This window comes from Plasticicumulans sp. (assembly GCF_035331805.1).
GTDB lineage: Bacteria > Pseudomonadota > Gammaproteobacteria > Competibacterales > Competibacteraceae > Plasticicumulans.
On the sequence record NZ_DAOLKE010000003.1, the window covers coordinates 22127 to 39981 of the forward strand.

The following is a 17855-nucleotide window of genomic DNA, read 5'->3' on the forward strand; positions in this document are numbered from 1 at the left end:
GGTTTGCGGCCCTGTCCGCCATGCGCAGCAGGAGGCCCGATCATGAGCCGCTGGCAGGCGGGCATGCCGGTGCGTCTGCTCGACGATCCCGGTCAGACCGGCGTCGTCACCGGACTCACCCGTGAGCGCGGCGAGGTGCAGTGGGTACAGGTCCGGTTTCCGGCCGGCTGTCAGTACTATGCCGATTACGAACTGGAAACCCTCGATGCCGCGCCGGCCGATCCGTACGATCGCGTGCTCGCCGGTCGCTTCGGCCGCACTGAGGATCTGCGCCGGCAGCTGACGCGCATCCAGCTCTCGGGCCGGCTCGCGAACCTGATCTACAGCCTCGATACCACCGCCACCGACTTCTACGCGCACCAGTTCAAGCCGGTGCTCTCGTTCCTGGAATCACCGTGCAACGGCCTGCTGATCGCCGATGAGGTCGGTCTCGGCAAGACCATCGAAGCCGGCCTGATCTGGACCGAGCTGCGCGCACGCCTCGACGCACGCCGGCTGCTCGTCGTCTGCCCGGCGATGCTGCGTGAAAAATGGCGGGACGAACTGCGCCGGCGCTTCGGCATCCGCGCCGAACTGGTCGGTGCCGGTGAATTGCTCGCCGCGCTGCGCGAGCCGAAGGACACCTGGCCCGCCGAGCGCGCCCTGGTCGGCAGCCTGCAGGGTCTGCGGCCCTCCGGCGACTGGCAAAGCACCGACGAGCAGGGCGAGCGGGCACAACTCGCACGCCTGCTCGATGAACAGGCCGACGCCGAACCCCTGTTCGATCTGGTCGTCATCGACGAGGCGCACTACCTGCGCAATCCGCAGAGTCTGAGCGCCGAACTCGGCCGCCTGCTGCGCGAGGTCAGCGCGCATCTCGTGCTGCTGTCGGCCACCCCGGTCAACACGCGCGCCGACGATCTGTTCGAGCTGCTGCGACTGGTCGATCCCGAAAACTTCCGCTACGGCGAGCAGTTCCAGCAGGTGCTGCTCGCGAATCGTCCGCTGCTGCGGGCGCGCGCGTGCGCGCTGGACCTGCGGGCGAGTCTCGCGCAGGTCGTCGACGAGCTGCGCAAGGCGCAGGCGCATCCGCTGCTCGCCGGCAGCCGCCAGCTGCAGGATCTGATCGCCGCCTGCACCGACGGGCCTGCACCCGATACGCGGGCGACGCGCATCGAACTGGCCAATCGCATCGAGCGCGTGAACCTGCTCGCGCACGCGGTGACCCGCACCCGCAAGGCCGAAGTGCAGGAGCGGCGCGTCGTGCGGCGCGTGCGCGTCGAAGCGGTCGAACCGACCGATGCGGAACGCGCGCTCTACGAAAGCGTGACCGATGCCGTGCGCGGCTATGCGTGGCAACGCGACGTGAGTGACGGCTTCCTGCTCGCCATGCCGCAGCGTCAGGTATCGAGTTCGATGGCGGCGGCCTGCACGAGCTGGCTGGGGCGCGAAGACGCGCTCGACGCCGAGAGCCTGTTCGAGTGCCTGACCCTCGACATCGACCGGCCGCAAGGCTCGCCCCTCGTGCGCCGCATCGCCGAAGAACTCGCCGGCACGGTCGATACCGCGGAGCTTGCCCGGCACGACTCCAAGTACCAGCGCCTGCACGAGGTGCTCATCGAGTATCTGCGGGAGCACCCGGACGAGAAGGTGGTCGTGTTCTCATACTTCCGTCCGACGCTGCGCTATCTTGCCCGGCGGCTGGAGCATGACGGCCTGTCCGCCTGCGTGCTGATGGGGGGCATGCGCGAGAGCAAGCAGGATGTCATCGACCGCTTCCGCGACACGCCGCAGACGCGCGTGCTGCTGTCCTCCGAGGTTGCAAGCGAGGGCGTGGACCTGCAGTTCTGCCGGGTGCTCGTCAACTACGACCTGCCGTGGAACCCGATGCGCATCGAGCAGCGCATCGGCCGCATCGACCGCCTCGGCCAGCGCGCCGAGAGCATCTTCGTCTGGAACCTCTGTTATGCCGGCACCATCGACGAGCGCATCGTCCGGCGACTGTACGAACGCCTGAACCTGTTCGAGACCGCACTCGGCAGCCTGGAGGACGTGCTGGGCGACGAGATCGCCCGCCTGACCCAGGATCTGCTCTGTCAGAAGCTGACGTCCGCTGAGGAAGAACTGCGCATCGACCAGACCGCGCAGGCGATCGAGCAGGTGCGCCAGCAGCAGGACGAACTCGAACGCCAGGCCTCAACGATGATTGCGCACGGCGGCTACATCCTCGAACAGGTCAACGCCGCCCACACCTTCCGCAAGACGATCACCGCCGGGGACCTCGCCGCCTATGTGCGCGATTATCTCGAACGGCACGCACCCGGCCACACGCTGTATCAGCCCGGCGCCGATCCGTTCGAATTCGACCTGCGCCTGCCGCCGGCGGTCGCCGTGCGCTATGCGAACTATCTGCAGGTCCGGCACCTGCTCGGGCAAAGCCGGCTCGGGACCGGCGACGAAGTCCGCTGCCGCTTCGAGAACCGGGTCGGCGCCAGCAGCCACAGCCGGATCGAGACGATCAGCCAGTTCCACCCGCTGCCACGGTTCATCGGCGAGGAACTCGAGCGCCTCGAAACCAGCGTCTGGCCGGTGGTGGCACTGCGGCTCGACCGGCAGCGCAGCGGGCTGCCGTCGCTGCCGGCACCGGGCATCTATGCGTTTGCGCTGCTGCTGACCAGCTTCTCCGGGATGCGCACCGAGGAGGAACTGCTGGCGCTCGCCTGGCCCGTCGATGCCGATGCGCCGCTGGCAACCGATCTGTCGATGGATCTCGTCAACGCCGCCAAGCACCACGGCGCGGACTGGCCGGGGGTGGCCGCTGACGTCGACCTGGCGGGCCTGGCGGAGCGTACGCAGGACTGCTTCGAGCGCCTGCTGCAGACCTATGCCGGCAAGCGTCGCGCCATGGAAGCGGCCAATCATGACCGTATCCGCTTCCAGCTCGATGCGCTGGAAAACCACCGCCGCCGCAAGCTCGACCAGATCGAGGAACGTCTGGCAAAGCTGCGGGCCGCCGGCCGCACGCGCCGGGTCATCAACGCCACCGAGGGGCAGCGGCGCAAGCTCGAAGAGCGCATTGCGATCCAGCGCGAGCGCCTGAACGAGCGCAACGGCCTCAAGAGCGACCGGCTGGAGGTGTGCCGGGGACTGATCCGCATCGAATAGGCTGCACGAACGTCACGGACACGGACGAACACTGATGGACACAGACATCAGGGATCTGGAGAAAGAGTCAGGAGAAGACGCATGAGCGATCACGAGCAGGACTGGAAGCGCGCGCTGGCAGCCATCAGCAAAGACCTGCGCCGGCAGACAGCACCGCCCCCGGGAACGAGCCGCCGGATTCGCAGCTCCCTGCCGGCGCAGCGAACGTCGGCGCGGCCAGACGCAACGGCTGCCGCGGCAGGACCGGCCGCAGCCGCGAAGTCACCATCCCCGCCCGCGCCGGCCCTGACTCCGGCGTCGCCAGCCCGCTCCGCATCCTCCAGGCCGGCTCCAGCATCCCCGGCGCCCGCCAGACCCGAGTCACCGCCCTCCGGCAAGCCGCCGCTGCGGGGCTACGGCCGTGGCCTCTCGGTCTACGCCACGACCCGCAAAGCCACCGCGCCCGCGTCCGTCCCCCGGACAGCAGAGCCCATCACCGACCCGCTCGCGCCCTCCAGCCTGGCCATCGTTCCGCGGCGCCTGCCCCGGCAGCCGGACACGGCACTCTGGCGCACCGGCGGCCGGCTGCTGCAGCTCGATGCCGGCCCCCGCGCTGCGCGGCAGCGCATGACCATCGGACTCGATTTCGGCACCGCCTTCACCAAGGTCGTCGTTGCCGACGGCGCGAATCGCCGCTACGTCGTGAACTTCGAGGCCGCGGTCCGGGCGCGCGGTGCAGCTGCCTGCTTCCTGCCCGGCTTCCTCGCCATCGACTCCGGCGGCCTCGGCTGGCTCGGTTGCGACCGGAACAATCGCCTGCTCGCCGACCTGAAGTTCCGGCTGCTCGAAGAAACGCTGGATGCGCAGACCCGTGCGGCAATCGTCTGTTATCTCGCCCTGGTCCTGCGCTATACGCGCCACTGGCTGCTGACGCAGCATCGCAGCGTCTACGCGAACCGGAGGCTGGAGTGGTTCGTGAACGTCGGGGTGCCCGCGGCGCGCTGGCGACAGGCCGGCATCGACGACGAATACCGGCGACTGGTCGAGGCAGCCTGGAAGCTCAGCGTCGCCGAGGACGAACCGACACTCGCCGCCGCGCAGTCCGTGCAGCAGGAGCGCCCGTGCCTGCTCGGTGAGCGCCTCGCCACCGTGCCGGAATTCATCGCCCAGATCGCGATGTACGTGAACTCGCCGCAGCGCCGGCCCGACCTGCACCTGCTGGTCGATGTCGGGGCCGGCACGCTCGACGTATCCACCTTCAACGTCCACGAGAGCGACGGCGAGCACGTCTTCCCGATCTTCGCCAGCCGCGTTGAACGCCTCGGCTGTCATTACGCGATCCGCCGGGCACTGGCCGGCACGTCGGCACGTGTGATCGAGGATGCCGGCTTTGACCGGCAGAAGCTGGCCGGAATCAAGGGCGTGACGGAAGCGGAACTGCAGCAGCGACTCCGCACGGTCGAGAACGATGTCTGCCGGGTGATCAGCGCCGTGCTGACGCAGACGAAAGGCCGCCGTTACCGCAATTCGCGCGCCTGGAGTGACGGCCTGCCCGTGCTGCTCTGCGGCGGCGGCCGCGAGGTCGCCCTGTACCGCAGTGCCATCGAACGGCTGATCGCGGATCGATACCCGCTCAGGCTGCTGCACCTGAACCGTCCGTCGAACCTGGTGGCGCCCGAGTTGCCGGAAACTGCGCTGCAACGCCTGTCGGTAGCCTACGGGCTGTCGTTCGCCTTCGAGAATCTGGGCCTGATCAGGACCGCGGATACCGTGGAGGACGATCTTCCGTCCGCCGACGCAGCACACACCTACCGGGATCGGTACATCGAGAAATGACGGCCGCGGGAACCCGGCGGCCGGCACCGGCAGGCCGGACCCCGACTGGCACGGATCGCACCTGAACGAGGGATTTTCACCGGCTCCCGCAGGGTTTCTGGACGCGGAGCCGTGGGGTGAAGGGCAAGCGCGGCAACCCCGGACCCGTTCGCTTTCCTCAGCCGTCCTGCTTCTTCAGCAGATCGGCCAGTGCGCCGAAAGCCTTGAATGTCGCAGCCGGCGCCGGTGCGGCGCTGGAGTAGTCGGCGCCGCGCACCAGATCGGCGTGGCGCGAGTGCTCGTTGTCGTGGCAGTACAGGCACAGCAGCTCCCAGTTGCTGCCGTCCGGCGGGTTGTTGTCGTGGTTGTGGTCGCGGTGGTGCACGGTCAGCTCGTGCAGGTTGACGCGCGTGAACTCGCGCGCGCAGCGCCCGCAGATCCACGGATACAGCTTCAGCGCCTGTTCGCGGTAACCGGCCTCGCGCTGCTCGCGGGCCTTGCGTGCCTCGGCGACCAGACGGTCGAGCTTGGCGCTGTCCGGGGTGGTTTTCTTCAGGCTCATGGCAGCGGCGCCTCCGGCGCGGACGGCAGGGGTTACGAGGGGGGCTGACAGCAGCCGCGATCGTAGCGCGCGCCGGCCGTGCTCGCCGGCCGTGCTCGCCGAGCGTCCCGGCCAGCCGTTACGCTGACCGCTCTCCCGCTGACTGCCGGACTCGCGTCGATGCCCGATCCTTCGCCCGCACCTTTCCCGGAACTGCGCCCGCTGCTCGATCGCACGCTGGTCGTGCGCACGCTCGGCCTCGCGCTGCTCGCGCTGCTCATCGCCGGCTGTGCGCTGACGCTGCTGCCGTTCCTGACCGCGATCCTCTGGGGACTGATCCTGACCGTGTCGTTTGCGCCGCTGCACGCGGGGCTCACGCGGCGCATCGGCCGGCGGCTGGCGACGACGGTGATCGTGGCGCTGCCGGTGCTGGCGGTGCTGCTGCCGCTGTTCCTGTTCGCCGACGGCATCGCCAGCAACTTCATGGTGCTGACCGCGAAGGCCGAGGCGCTGCTGTCCGGCAACTCGCCGCCGAGCGCGCCGGAATGGCTCAACGACATCCCGCTGTTCGGTCACGACCTGCACGACTGGCTGAACGAGGTGCTGCACGACGAGGTGGCGCTGACCGAGCAGCTGCGCAAGCTGATCGCGCCGACGCGCGATTTCCTGCTGCTGGCGCTGCGCAAGCTCGGCGCCGGGCTGCTCGACCTGACGCTGTCGGTGATCGTCATGGGCGTGCTGCTGAACGACCTGCACCGCATCGGCGTGCGCACGCGCCAGTTCCTCGCGCAGTTTGCCGGCACGCGCGCCGCCGAGCTGCTGGCGGTCGCCAGTGCCACCGTGCGCGGCGTGGTTGCCGGCCTGCTCGGCACGGCGCTGGCGCAGGCGTTGCTCGCCGGCATCGGCTTCGCGATCGCCGGCACCGGCAGCGCCGTGTTCTACGGCTTCGTGACCTTCTTCCTGTCCTTCGTGCCCTTCGGTCCGGTGTTCGTGTGGGGACCGCTCGCCTGGCAGCTGTACGGGGCCGGCTCGACCGGCATGGCGATCTTTCTGGCGGTCTGGGGCGCGGCCGTGGTCGGCACGATCGACAACATCCTCAAGCCGCTGCTGATCGGCCGCGGGCTGGAGCTGCCGCTGCTGCTGGTGTTCCTCGGCGTGCTCGGCGGCGCGCTGTCCTTCGGGCTGATCGGCGTGTTCGTCGGTCCGGTGCTGCTCGCGGTCGGCCAGAACCTCGCGCGGCTGTGGTTCGTCGAGGGCGTCGCGCGCCGGCCGGAGGGCTGATCCCTGCGGGGAGCAAGGACGGGAGCCGGCCAAAAAAAACCCGCCGGATGCCTCCGCAAGCATTCCGGCGGGAAACCAGGGGGAGCGGGACGCGCGGGCGGATCGGCCGGTAAGGGGGAGGGAAGGCCGGCCTGCGGGTCCGCTCCCGGTACAGCCTCTCGGGAGCGAGAGTCGGTCACGGCGTGCAGCGCCTGCCGGCGCTGCACGCGGGGTCAGTGATGGATCGGGAGGGACCGGTCAGCCGAGATCGACCGGCACGAAGATGCGGGCCTCGCCGCGCTGGATCAGCAGCGCGATCTGCTTGCCGGCATGCGCGAGGCGCTCCTTCAGCTGCGCGACGGTGTTGACCGGCTCGCCGTTGATCGCGAGCACCACGTCGCCGGGCGCCACGCCGGCGCGCGCGGCCGGGCCGCTCGCCTGCTGCACCAGCAGGCCGCTGTCGAGGTCGTTGCCGCGCTTCTCCTGCGGACTCAGCGGCCGCAGCGCCAGCCCGAGCCGGCCCTGACCGGGCGCGGCCTCGTCGCCGGCCTCGCGGGCGGCGGCACGGAATTCGCCGACCGTCGCCTTCAGCGTCTTTTCCTCGCCCTTGCGGATCACCGTCAGCTCGACGTGGCTGCCGGGCTTGCTGTCGGCGATGCGCGGCGGCAGGTCGGCCGAGCGCTCGATGGTCTGGCCGTCGAGCGCGACGATCACGTCGCCGGCTTCGAGGCCGGCGGCCTCGCCGGCGCTGCCGGGTTCGACGCTGCTGACCAGCGCGCCATGCGGCGTCTTCAGGCCGAAGGCGGCGGCGAGCGGCGCCGAGACATCCTGGATCGCGACGCCGAGCCGGCCGCGTGTGACCTTGCCGTGCGCGACGATCTGCTGCTCGACCTTCATCGCCACGTCGATCGGGATCGCGAAGCTGATGCCCTGATAGCCGCCGGTGCGCGAGTAGATCTGCGAGTTGACGCCGATGACCTCGCCGTCGGCATTGAACAGCGGGCCGCCGGAGTTGCCGGGGTTGACCGCGACATCGGTCTGCAGGAACGGCACGTAGTTGTCATCGGGCAGCGTGCGCGCCTTGGCGCTGACGATGCCGGCCGAGACGCTGTTCTCGAAGCCGAACGGGCTGCCGATCGCGAGCACCCAGTCGCCGACGCGCGAGCGCGCCGGGTCGCCGATGCGCACGGTCGGCAGGTCGCTCGCGTCGATCTTCAGCACGGCGATGTCGCTCTGGTCATCCTTGCCGAGCACCCTGGCCTTGAACTCGCGCCGGTCGGTCAGGCGCACGGTGACGTGCTCGGCGCCGTCGACGACGTGGGTGTTGGTCAGGATCACGCCGTCGGCGCGCACGATGAAGCCCGAGCCTTCGCCGCGCACCACGTCCGGCGCCGGCCCACCGCGCCCGCGCAGGCCGGGCAGGCCGAAGCGGCGCAGGAAATCATACAGCGGATCGTTCGGGTCGATCTGGATCTGCGGCTGCTGCGCGGCGGTGCGCACCGTGCCTTCGACCTGGATGTTGACGACGGCCGGGCCGTAGCGCTCGACCAGTGCGCCGAAGTCGGGCGTGACGATGCGCGCCGGCGCCGGCGTGACCGCCGGAGCCTCGGCATGCGCCTGCTCGATCAGCTCGCTGCCGCCGTGCAGCACGGCACCGGCGCCGAAGGCCGCGACCAGCGCCGCGGCGAGCAGGCTGCGGCGCAGGCCGGTGGATTCGAGCGCCAGTCCGCGGCGATGACCGGCACCGTGCCGGGCGCGCGCGAAGCGGGCGACGGGCGGGACGGTCGCGGCCGGCGGCGTCTGCGGGTTCTGCGACGCTTGCGGGGACTGCGGAAGGTTCGGGTCCTGCGGGTTCTGCGGGTTCATGTGCGTGCCTCCTCGCGGGCGCTTCGGCTGCCGCGTTCAATGGGCGCACGATAGGCAGGACGATGTCGCCACGGCTTACCCGTGGCTTAACGCGGCGTAACGGCCGTGCGTGGAACCTGCGCGGAACCTGTGTGGAAGGATGAGGAGGGCAGCGATGGAAATTCATCTGGTCGGCGGGGCGGTGCGCGATGCGCTGCTCGGGCGGGCGGTCGGCGAGCGCGACTGGGTGGTGACCGGCGCCACGCCCGATGAACTGCTGGCGCTCGGCTACAAGCGCGTCGGCAAGGACTTCCCGGTGTTCCTGCACCCCGAAACCGGCGAGGAGTACGCGCTGGCGCGCACCGAGCGCAAGACCGCGCCCGGCTACCACGGCTTCGCGATCGACGCCGCCCCGCACGTGACGCTGGAGGACGACCTCGCCCGGCGCGACCTGACCGTCAACGCCATCGCCCAGGCCGCCGACGGCCGGCTGATCGATCCCTTCGGCGGCCGGCGCGATCTCGAAGCGCGGGTGCTGCGGCACGTGTCGCCGGCCTTCGCCGAGGACCCGGTGCGCATCCTCAGGCTCGCGCGCTTCGCGGCCCGCTATGCACCGCTCGGCTTCACGGTCGCGCCGGAAACGCAGGCGCTGATGCGCGCCATGGTTGCCGCCGGCGAGGTCGATGCGCTGCAGCCCGAGCGCGTCTGGCAGGAGCTGGCGCGCGCGCTCGGCGAACCGGTGCCGGGGCGCTTCATCGAGGTGCTGCGCGACTGCGGCGCGCTCGCGCGGCTCCTGCCCGAACTCGACCGGCTCTGGGGCGTGCCGCAACCGCCGCAGCATCACCCGGAGATCGACACCGGCGTGCACGTGCTGCTGGTGCTCGAACAGGCCGTGCGCCTCGGCGCCGACGTGCCGACGCGCTACGCGGCGCTGCTGCACGACCTCGGCAAGGGCACGACGCCGCCGACCGAATGGCCGAAGCACACTGCGCACGAGGCACGCGGCGCGGCGCTCGCCCGCGAGGTCAGCGAGCGCCTGCGCGCACCGAAGGAATTCCGCGAACTCGCCGTGCTGGTGGCCGAGCTGCATACGCGCGCGCACCGCGCGCTGGAGCTGCGCACGGCGACGCTGCTGGAAACCCTCGAACGCCTCGACGCGCTGCGCCGCCCCGAGCGCTTCGCGCGCTGGCTGCTCGCCTGCGAGGCCGATGCGCGCGGGCGCACCGGGCTGGAAACGCGGCCGTATCCGCAGGCCGCATGGCTCGCGCAGGCGCGCGAGGCGGCAGCGGCGGTGCCGGTGCAGCCGCTGGTCGAGCGCGGCCTCAAGGGTCCGGAGTTCGGCGAGGCGCTGCGTCTGGCACGCCTCGATGCGCTGCGCGCGGCGCGCAAGCGCCGGGCCGCAGCGGCGGACGCGGCGGGGGAGGGGAGTGCGGCGACATCGTGAGAAGCCGTTGCGACGACTGGCATTTCCATTACATCAGCGTAAGGTTGCTGCCTGCCGTACCCGTCAAGGAGTCACCGCCATGAACGTCGGCAACATCGGCTCGTCCTCGATCGAGCAGTTCATCAGCAACCAGCGTCCGCCCTCCCAGTCCGAAGGCGCCCCGCAGCAGCGCCACGTCGAAGCCGAGCGCCAGCAGGCCAGCGAAGCCCTGGTCCGCTCCGCCCCCGCCGCCCCGAAGGACATCCCCGCCTTCGACCCGGAACGGCGCATCGGCGCCTATATCGACGTCACTGCCTGAAACCACCGCGCTTACGCCCCCACGCCCCGAAGCCATGCCGGTTCCGGGGCCGGGTGGCAGTGCCGCTCACCTTTGCTCAAGGCGCAGCAAACCCGTCGCAAGCCGCAGCATCCCGGCCGCCATCACTGCCGATCCCGCTGCCACGTTCCACGTGAAACCCCGCCCGGCGATCCACGGGCGCTGTCTTTGAACTGCCGCAGGGCTTTCACACAGGCCGCGTAGCGTCCGCCTGCCCGCGGACCGCACGCGGCGCGGTCGCTGCCGGGTTCAGGGAACGCAGAGTCCGTCCGGCAGCTTCCGGTGCCGTAGCCGCTGCGTCCGCAGGCGTCGATCCCTCGACCGCTTCCCTTCCGTAGCCTGCACGGAGCCTGTTCCCATGCGTACGCTTGCCTGTTCCGCCCTGGTGCTCGTCACCGGCCTGATGCCTGTTGCCGTCGTTCATGCCGCGCCGTTCCCGGCCGGTCCGCTCGGCAGCTCGTCCCAATCCACCTATTTGCTGCCGTCGATGACCGGCGTCGCGCTGACCCCGCTGCTGACGGTCGGCGATGCCGCCGGCAACGGTTACCGGATGGCCGGCATCCCCGACGGCCTCGGGGCCTTCGATAACGGCGACGGCAGCTTCACGCTGCTGATGAACCACGAACTCGGCGCCAGCGCCGGTGCCGTGCATGCGCACGGCGCCACCGGCGCCTTCGTCTCCGAGTGGGTCATCGACAAGAGCACGCTGACGGTGCTGAGCGGTCGCGACCAGATCCAGACCGTCAACCTGCTGAACACCTCCACCGGCCAGTACCAGCCAGCGATCAACGCCACGCTGACGCGCCTCTGCTCGGCCGACCTGCCGGCGCCGACCGCCTTCTTCAATCCGGGCAGCGGTCTGGGCACCAGCACGCGCTTCTTCATGAACGGCGAGGAGACCAGCGGCGGCCGGGCGTTCGTGCACACCGTCACCGGCGCCGATGCCGGCCAGAGCTACGAGTTCGCCGCGCTCGGCCACGCCGCCTGGGAGAACGTCGTCGCCCGGCCGACTGCCGATGACCGCACCGTCGTGCTCGGCACCGACGACACCCATCCGAACGGCGATGCCGCCAACGCCAAGGGCCGCGTCTACGTCTACTTCGGCGACAAGCAATCGACCGGCACCGATCTGGAGAAGGCCGGCCTGACCAACGGCACGACCTGGGCGATCAAGGTCAACGGCGCGGCGATCGAGGATCGTTCGGCCACGGCCAACTTCGGGCTGGACGCCGACGGCAAGGCCAGCTTCTCGCTGGTCGATGACGGCAGCGGCACCAACTTCCTGCGCCCCGAGGACATCACCTGGGATACGCAGAACCCGGACCGCGCCTACTTTGTGACCACCGACGGTCTCGACGACGCCGACCCGGCCTCGCGCACCAGCCGGCTGTGGCGGATCACGCTCAATGACGTGAACGACCCGGCCGCCGGTGGCGTCATCGAACTGCTGATCGACGGCCGCCAGCCCGGCCAGCCGCAGATGATGGACAACCTGACGGTCGCCGCCGATGGCACGGTGCTGATCCAGGAAGACGTCGGCAACACCGCGCGTCTGGGCAAGGTCTGGCGCTACGACCCGAACACGAAGACCACGGTCGAGGTTGCCGCCCACGACCCGGCGCGCTTCCTGCTCGGCGCCCCCGGCTTCCTGACCCAGGACGAGGAATCCTCCGGCATCATCGACGTGACCGCGCTGTTCGACGGCGTCGCCGGCTACGACACCGGCACCTACCAGTACTTCCTGCTCGACGTGCAGGCGCACTACGCGCTCACCGACCCGGCGCTGGTCGAGGGTGGGCAGTTGCTGCTGATGGCGGTGCAGGCGGTGCCGGAACCGGGCAGCCTGTCGCTGATGGCGGCGATGCTCGGCTTCACGCTCTACGGCGCCCGCCGCAAGCGCTGACGCCCGCCCCGGCGGCAGAGCGGGCCGCCGCGGAATCCGTCTGAACCTGCCTGAACCTGCCTGAACGCACGGCGCACCGGACCGGCGGTGCGCCGTTTTTCATTGTGCTGGCACGGGTGGAAGAGGGCCGCGCGCAGCGGATAGTCGCCCATGCGGCAGGCAGTACCGGCTTCCACGCCGCACATGCGCAGCCGGAGCAGCCCCAGTACGATGTTCCGGCGCGATGATCTCGCCGCTGCCGTGGAATCGTCTCTTGTCCTCGCTGCCCCTGTTTCCCGATACCGACGCGCTCACGGCCCAGCCGGTCTGTGCGCCCGCCGTCACCGCCGCCGTGGCCAGACTCGCGGCCGAGGACGATGCCGAAGCCCGCGGTGCGGTGTTCACGCGCATCGAGGTCGTCGAGTTCATTCTGGATCTGGTCGGGTATACGCCGGACCGGCCGCTGCATGCCTGCCGTCTGCTGGAACCGGCCGCCGGTTGCGGCGAATTCCTGCGGGTGGCCGTGCGCCGCCTGCTCGCGGCCTGGCGAGCGGCTGGTAGCCCCGGCGACACCGACATCCTGGCCGTGCTTGGTCCGGCGCTGCAGGCCGTTGAGCTGCATCACGACAGCTGCCGTCGTGCCCGCGCCGCACTCGGCGAGGAACTGGCCGCGGCCGGCATCGGGGCGGACACGGCGCAAGCCCTGATCCGGCAATGGCTGCGGCAGGGCGACTTCCTGCTGAGCGCGCTGCCGGCCTCGTTCGACTTCGTCGTCGGCAATCCGCCCTACGTGCGGCAGGAGCTGATTCCGCCGGTGCTGCTGGCCGAATACCGCCGCCGTTACGCGACGCTCTACGATCGCGCCGACCTGTACGTGCCGTTCATCGAACGCGCGCTGTCGCTGCTCGCCGCCGGTGGCCGGCTCGGCTTCATCTGCCCGGACCGCTGGATGAAGAACCGCTACGGCGGCCCGCTGCGCCGGCTGGTGGCCGAAGGCTTCCACCTGCAGGCGGTCATCGACATGGATGAAACGCCCGCCTTCCACAGCGAGGTGGCCGCTTATCCGGCCATCGTCGTGATTGCCCGCGCCCGGCCCGGCCGCACGCGCATCGCCCATCGTCCGCCGCTCGATGCCGGAGTGCTCGGGCCGCTGGCTGCCGCGCTGCAGGCCGCGGCAAAGCCTGATCCGTCGCTGCCGGAGGTGCGCGAGCAACAACTGGTCTGCCTGCGCGGCAGTGATGCACCGTGGCTGCTGGATACCGATGCGCGCACGAACCTGATCCGCCGCATCGAAGCCGGTTTCCCGCTGCTCGAAGCCACCGGCTGCCGGGTCGGCATCGGGGTCGCGACCGGAGCCGATCGCGTGTTCATCGGCGACTACGCCAGCCTCGATGTCGAGCCGCAACGCAAGCTGCCGCTGGCGATGACGGCCGACCTCGAATCCGGTGAGCTGCGCTGGCGCGGGCTCGGGGTCGTCAATCCCTTCGGCGACGATGGCCGGCTGGTCGATCTGCGCGACTGGCCACGGCTGCGCGCGTATCTGGAGCGGCACCGGGACGTGATCGCAGCCCGCCACTGCGCGCGCAAGTCCCCCGGCAACTGGTACCGGACCATCGACCGCATCCACCCGGCGCTGGCCGCGGAACCGAAGCTGCTGATCCCGGACATCAAGGGCTCGGCCCACGTCGTCCATGAACCCGGCCGCCTGTATCCGCATCACAATCTGTATTACGTCACGGCCACGGCCTGGGACCTGCACGCGCTGCAGGCCGTGCTGCTGTCGGGGCTGACCCGGGCCTTCATCGCCAGCTACTCGACGCGGATGCGTGGCGGTTATCTGCGGTTTCAGGCCCAGTACCTGCGCCGGCTGCGACTGCCGTACTGGCACGAGCTGGCCGGACCGCTGCGTCAGGAACTGATCCATGCCGCCCGCAGCCGCAACCTCGCCGCCTGCGATCGGGCCGTGGCGCAGCTCTATGGGCTGAGCGCAGCCGAACAGGCAGAACTGCTGGCGCAACGCTGAATGGCACTCGATCTGGCCGATTACGAACTGCGGGCCACAGCCGCGGTGCAGGCGTTCTGGAACAGCCGCGAGACCGCACGCCAGCGCCAGCAGGCGGCCGGCCTCCTCGATGCGGGCGAGCGCGCCGGCGTCACCGCCGGCAGGAACATGGATGGCTTCTGCGGGCTGATCGTCGCGCTGGCACACGCGAACGGGCTCGACGCGGCATGCATCCATCGCGCACGGCGCCTGCTGACGCTGCCCGGCTACTTCCGGCCGACCAAGCAGTGGGATCTGCTGATCGTCGATCCGTGCGATGGCGCCCTGATCGCCGCGATCGAACTGAAAAGTCAGGTCGGACCATCGTTCGGCAACAACTTCAACAACCGTACCGAAGAAGCCATCGGTACCGCGCACGACTTCTGGACGGCATACCGCGAAGGCGCACTCGGGGCCACGCTGCGCCCGTTCACCGGCTGGCTGATGCTGGTCGAGGACGCGCCCGGCTCGCGCCGTCCGGTGCGGGACGCATCGCCGCATTTCCCGGTGCTGCCGGAATTTGCCGCCGCTTCCTACCTGCGGCGCTACGAGCTGCTGTGCGAGCGTCTGGTGCGCGAACAGCTCTACACCGCCGCTGCGGTGATCGCCTCGCCACGCAGCGCCGCCGGAGATGGGCAGTGGACGGAACTGTCACCGGCCACCGGGCTGCGGACCTTCGTCAGCGCCCTGGCCGGCCACATGGCGGCGGTTGCCGCGCAGCGCGGCTGAAACCGATCAGGCCCGTTCGGACCACGTATTCAGCCAGCAGGCCGGCGGCATCCGTCTGAACCTGTCGGGACGAATGGCCCACCGGAGCGGCGGTGCGCCGCTTCTGCTTCTGCATGCTCGCTGCCGGTTCGGCGGCTGGCAGAAGCAAGCCGTCTGCACGCGCACCGCACCGGCTTTCAGCGCAGCGTGACCTGATTGCCGCTGCCGGTGATCTGCGTCGAGACGTTGCCGTGGCCATCGGTCTTTGCGTGCTGCCCGGTCATTGCGCTGCCTCCATGCGAGGGGTGCCCGACCGATCATATGACTGAATGGCGGAAAAACACGCCGGCCGGGCCGATGCGGTTTCACGTGGAACACCTGCCGCACAGGCCGCTGACGAAGGAAACCCGGCGATCACGCTTTCCGGCCGCCTCAGCAGACGTAGGGGAACCGGTCAGGGTCCGGAAGCTAACCGGTCAGGTCCACGACCTGACCCGGTTGTGCTCCGGAGGGAACTGGTTAAGTCCGCAGCAGAACGGGTTTCCCTTCAACGGAAACCGGCCTGGGGTTTGTACCTGGCCGATTGCCGCCGGAGCCCAGCCGCCGACCGCCGCCGCGCCGCTGTTTCGGTTCCACGTGAAACGCTCCACGCGCCCGCGGCCGTCGGCCGGGCTCGCCGGGGCGGGCGCGGGCGCCGTATGCTCGCGCGCCTGCTCCGCACGCCAGTCCGCACCCGCCATGTTCCACGTCGTGCTGTTCGAACCCGAAATCCCGCCGAACACCGGCAACGTCATCCGGCTGTGCGCCAACACCGGCGCCGAGCTGCATCTGATTCATCCGCTCGGCTTTGTGCTCGATGACGCCCGCCTGCGCCGCGCCGGGCTCGACTATCACGAATATGCGCGCGTGCGCGAACACGCCTCATGGCCGGCGTTTCTGGAAGCCGTTGCGCCGGAGCACGTCTACGCCTTCACCACCCGCGGCGCCCGGCCGTTCCACGAGCCGGCCTACGCGCCCGGCGATGCGCTGCTGTTCGGGCCGGAGACGCGCGGGCTGCCGCAGGCGCTGCTCGAATCGCTGCCGGCGGGCTGTCGCGTGCGCCTGCCGATGCGCCCCGGCGTGCGCAGCCTGAACCTGTCGAACGCCGTCGCCATCGCCGTCTACGAAGCCTGGCGCCAGCACGGCTACGCCGGCGGCGGCTGAAGCGCGCATCGTCTTAATCCGGCACTCAGGCGCACGGCGCCGGCCGGCTTACACTGCCGCCATCCGCGGCCCGGGCGCCGTCTCGCCGAACCTCACCATGCTCTCCCGATTGCTGCACCGCGCCGTGTCGCTGCTCGGCCCGCTGCTGTTCCTGTGCGCGCTGTGGGCGCTGCATCACCAGCTCAGTGAATATTCGTGGGATGACCTCGTCGTCTATCTCGAAGCCCTGTCGCCGCACCGGCTGCGGCTGGCGCTGGCACTGACCGTCGCGAGCTACGCCGTCATCACCGCCTACGACTGGCTGGCGCTGCAATACCTGCGCAAGCCCCTCGCCGGGGCGCGCGTGCTGTTTGCGTCCTTCGTTTCCTATGCGTTCAGCAACAGCGTCGGCGTGTCGGTGCTCAGCTCCGGCTCGCTGCGCCTGCGGCTGTATACCGGCTGGGGGCTGTCGGCGATCGAGATTGCGCAGATCGTGCTGTTCTCGGCGGTGACGCTGTGGCTCGGCCTGCTGGTGACGGCCGGCGGCGTGCTGCTGGCGCAGCCGGTCGATCTGGCCGAGCTGCTGCACCTGCCGGCGCTGCCGCACGGGCCGTGGCTCGGGGCGCTGCTGCTCGTGCCGGTCGCCGGCTGGTTCGCGCTGGCGCTGCTGCGGCGCGAGCCGCTGCGCATCGGCGACTGGACGCTGCCGGTCGTGCGCGCGCCGCTCGCCGCGCGCCAGCTCGTGATCGGCGCGGCCGACTGGCTGCTGGCGGCGGCCGTGCTGTATGCGCTGCTGCCGCGCGTCGCCGATCTCGGCTACGGGCACTTCCTCGCGGTGTTTCTGGTCGCGCAGATCGTCGCGCTGGTCTCGCACGTGCCGGGCGGACTCGGGGTGTTCGAGGCGACGGTGATCGCGCTGCTGGCACCGTGGGTCGAGGCCGGCGATCTGCTCGGCGGGCTGTTCGCGTTCCGCGCCATCTATTACCTGCTGCCGCTCGCGCTCGCGACCGTGGCGCTCGGCCTGTACGAGACGCGCACGCTCGGTGCCCGGCTCGGCCGGCAGGCCGGCGAGGCGCTGCGCGTCGCGGCGCCGGCGGTGCCGGTGCTGCTGCCGTCGGGGCTGGCGCTGATGGCGGCGATCTGCGGCGGCGTGCTGCTGATGTCGACGGTCAGCCCGGCCGACGAGGCGCGCCTCGCGTGGATGCATCACGTCGTGCCGCTGCCGCTGCTGGAGGTCTCGCACTTCCTCGGCGCCGTGATCGGCGTCGGCCTGATCCTGCTCGCGCAGGGTCTGCAGCGGCGGCTGGATGCGGCCTGGCTGCTGTCCTGCCTGCTGCTTGCCGCCGGTGCGCTGGCGGCGCTGCTCAAGGGCGGCGACTACGAGGAAGCCTCGCTGCTGGCGCTGCTGCTGGCGGCGCTGGTGCCGTGCCGCGCGCATTTCTACCGGCGCACGCGCCTCGCCGAGGAGCGCCCGAGCGCCGGCTGGCTGGCGGTGACGGCGATGGCCGTGGTCGCGGCGCTGTGGCTCGGCTGGTTCTCGTACAAGGAGATCGATTACCGGCATGCGCTGTGGTGGCAGTTCCAGTTCGACGAGGACGGCGAGGCCGCGCGCTTCCTGCGCACGCTGCCGGGCCTGTTCGCGCTGGCGGCGGCGGTGGCGGCGCGCCAGCTGTTGCGCCCGGCGCCGCCGGCGATGGC

At 70.4% G+C, this 17855-nt stretch carries 11 protein-coding genes and 1 pseudogene; 10 read left to right on the plus strand and 2 right to left on the minus strand.

Annotated features, from left to right (window positions below; genetic code table 11):
* The first annotated feature begins 42 nt into the window (after positions 1–42).
* Both PKE44_RS00755 and PKE44_RS00760 read left to right on the plus strand, forming a co-directional pair.
* Positions 43–3144 carry a helicase-related protein gene (locus tag PKE44_RS00755; RefSeq protein WP_324547745.1) on the plus strand — a complete coding sequence of 1034 codons (3102 nt, stop codon included), beginning with the start codon at positions 43–45 and terminating at the stop codon, positions 3142–3144.
* Positions 3145–3225: 81 nt separating this feature from the next.
* Positions 3226–4959: a hypothetical protein gene (locus PKE44_RS00760; RefSeq protein WP_324547746.1), complete on the plus strand. Its 1734-nt coding sequence runs from the start codon at positions 3226–3228 to the stop codon at positions 4957–4959.
* A 157-nt stretch (positions 4960–5116) separates the two neighbouring features.
* On the opposite strand, the gene PKE44_RS00765 is transcribed toward PKE44_RS00760, so the two are convergent.
* Positions 5117–5500, minus strand: a complete 384-nt coding sequence (locus PKE44_RS00765) for a YajD family HNH nuclease (protein WP_324547747.1) — start codon at positions 5498–5500, stop codon at positions 5117–5119.
* Positions 5501–5659: 159 nt separating this feature from the next.
* Here PKE44_RS00765 and PKE44_RS00770 point away from each other — a divergent pair, with 159 nt between their 5' ends.
* Positions 5660–6760 carry an AI-2E family transporter gene (locus tag PKE44_RS00770; protein WP_324547748.1) on the plus strand — a complete coding sequence of 367 codons (1101 nt, stop codon included), beginning with the start codon at positions 5660–5662 and terminating at the stop codon, positions 6758–6760.
* A gap of 237 nt (positions 6761–6997) precedes the next feature.
* Here PKE44_RS00770 and PKE44_RS00775 read toward each other — a convergent pair whose 3' ends face one another.
* Entirely contained in the window at positions 6998–8605 is a 1608-nt protein-coding gene (locus PKE44_RS00775; protein ID WP_324547749.1) for a DegQ family serine endoprotease, read from the minus strand.
* Positions 8606–8759: 154 nt separating this feature from the next.
* Between PKE44_RS00775 and PKE44_RS00780 the strand changes: the two genes are divergently transcribed.
* The 7 genes and pseudogenes from PKE44_RS00780 to PKE44_RS00810 all read left to right on the plus strand — a co-directional run.
* The gene (locus PKE44_RS00780) at positions 8760–10028 is read left to right on the plus strand and encodes a multifunctional CCA addition/repair protein (protein WP_324547750.1); all 1269 of its coding nucleotides are present in this window, start codon (positions 8760–8762) and stop codon (positions 10026–10028) included.
* Positions 10029–10107: 79 nt separating this feature from the next.
* Positions 10108–10326: a hypothetical protein gene (locus PKE44_RS00785; RefSeq protein ID WP_324547751.1), complete on the plus strand. Its 219-nt coding sequence runs from the start codon at positions 10108–10110 to the stop codon at positions 10324–10326.
* Positions 10327–10702: 376 nt separating this feature from the next.
* Positions 10703–12247: a PEP-CTERM sorting domain-containing protein gene (locus PKE44_RS00790; RefSeq protein WP_324547752.1), complete on the plus strand. Its 1545-nt coding sequence runs from the start codon at positions 10703–10705 to the stop codon at positions 12245–12247.
* 331 nt (positions 12248–12578) lie between these two features.
* Positions 12579–14249: an Eco57I restriction-modification methylase domain-containing protein gene (locus PKE44_RS00795; protein ID WP_324547756.1), complete on the plus strand. Its 1671-nt coding sequence runs from the start codon at positions 12579–12581 to the stop codon at positions 14247–14249.
* The gene (locus PKE44_RS00800; protein ID WP_324547753.1) at positions 14250–14996 is read left to right on the plus strand and encodes a PaeR7I family type II restriction endonuclease; all 747 of its coding nucleotides are present in this window, start codon (positions 14250–14252) and stop codon (positions 14994–14996) included.
* A 717-nt stretch (positions 14997–15713) separates the two neighbouring features.
* Positions 15714–16178, plus strand: a complete 465-nt coding sequence (trmL, locus tag PKE44_RS00805; protein ID WP_324547754.1) for a tRNA (uridine(34)/cytosine(34)/5-carboxymethylaminomethyluridine(34)-2'-O)-methyltransferase TrmL — start codon at positions 15714–15716, stop codon at positions 16176–16178.
* Between the two features lie 97 nt (positions 16179–16275).
* Positions 16276–17855, plus strand: a pseudogene (locus PKE44_RS00810) (hypothetical protein); the annotation flags it as partial.

Excerpts from the sequence above, each read along its gene's own strand:
- trmL (WP_324547754.1), top strand. The coding sequence starts at position 15,714 with ATGTTCCACGTCGTGCTGTTCGAACCCGAAATCCCGCCGAACACCGGC.
- PKE44_RS00765 (WP_324547747.1), bottom strand. The coding sequence starts at position 5,500 with ATGAGCCTGAAGAAAACCACCCCGGACAGCGCCAAGCTCGACCGTCTG.
- PKE44_RS00780 (WP_324547750.1), top strand. The coding sequence starts at position 8,760 with ATGGAAATTCATCTGGTCGGCGGGGCGGTGCGCGATGCGCTGCTCGGG.
- PKE44_RS00800 (WP_324547753.1), top strand. The coding sequence starts at position 14,250 with ATGGCACTCGATCTGGCCGATTACGAACTGCGGGCCACAGCCGCGGTG.
- PKE44_RS00790 (WP_324547752.1), top strand. The coding sequence starts at position 10,703 with ATGCGTACGCTTGCCTGTTCCGCCCTGGTGCTCGTCACCGGCCTGATG.
- PKE44_RS00760 (WP_324547746.1), top strand. The coding sequence starts at position 3,226 with ATGAGCGATCACGAGCAGGACTGGAAGCGCGCGCTGGCAGCCATCAGC.
- PKE44_RS00785 (WP_324547751.1), top strand. The coding sequence starts at position 10,108 with ATGAACGTCGGCAACATCGGCTCGTCCTCGATCGAGCAGTTCATCAGC.
- PKE44_RS00755 (WP_324547745.1), top strand. The coding sequence starts at position 43 with ATGAGCCGCTGGCAGGCGGGCATGCCGGTGCGTCTGCTCGACGATCCC.
- PKE44_RS00770 (WP_324547748.1), top strand. The coding sequence starts at position 5,660 with ATGCCCGATCCTTCGCCCGCACCTTTCCCGGAACTGCGCCCGCTGCTC.
- PKE44_RS00775 (WP_324547749.1), bottom strand. The coding sequence starts at position 8,605 with ATGAACCCGCAGAACCCGCAGGACCCGAACCTTCCGCAGTCCCCGCAA.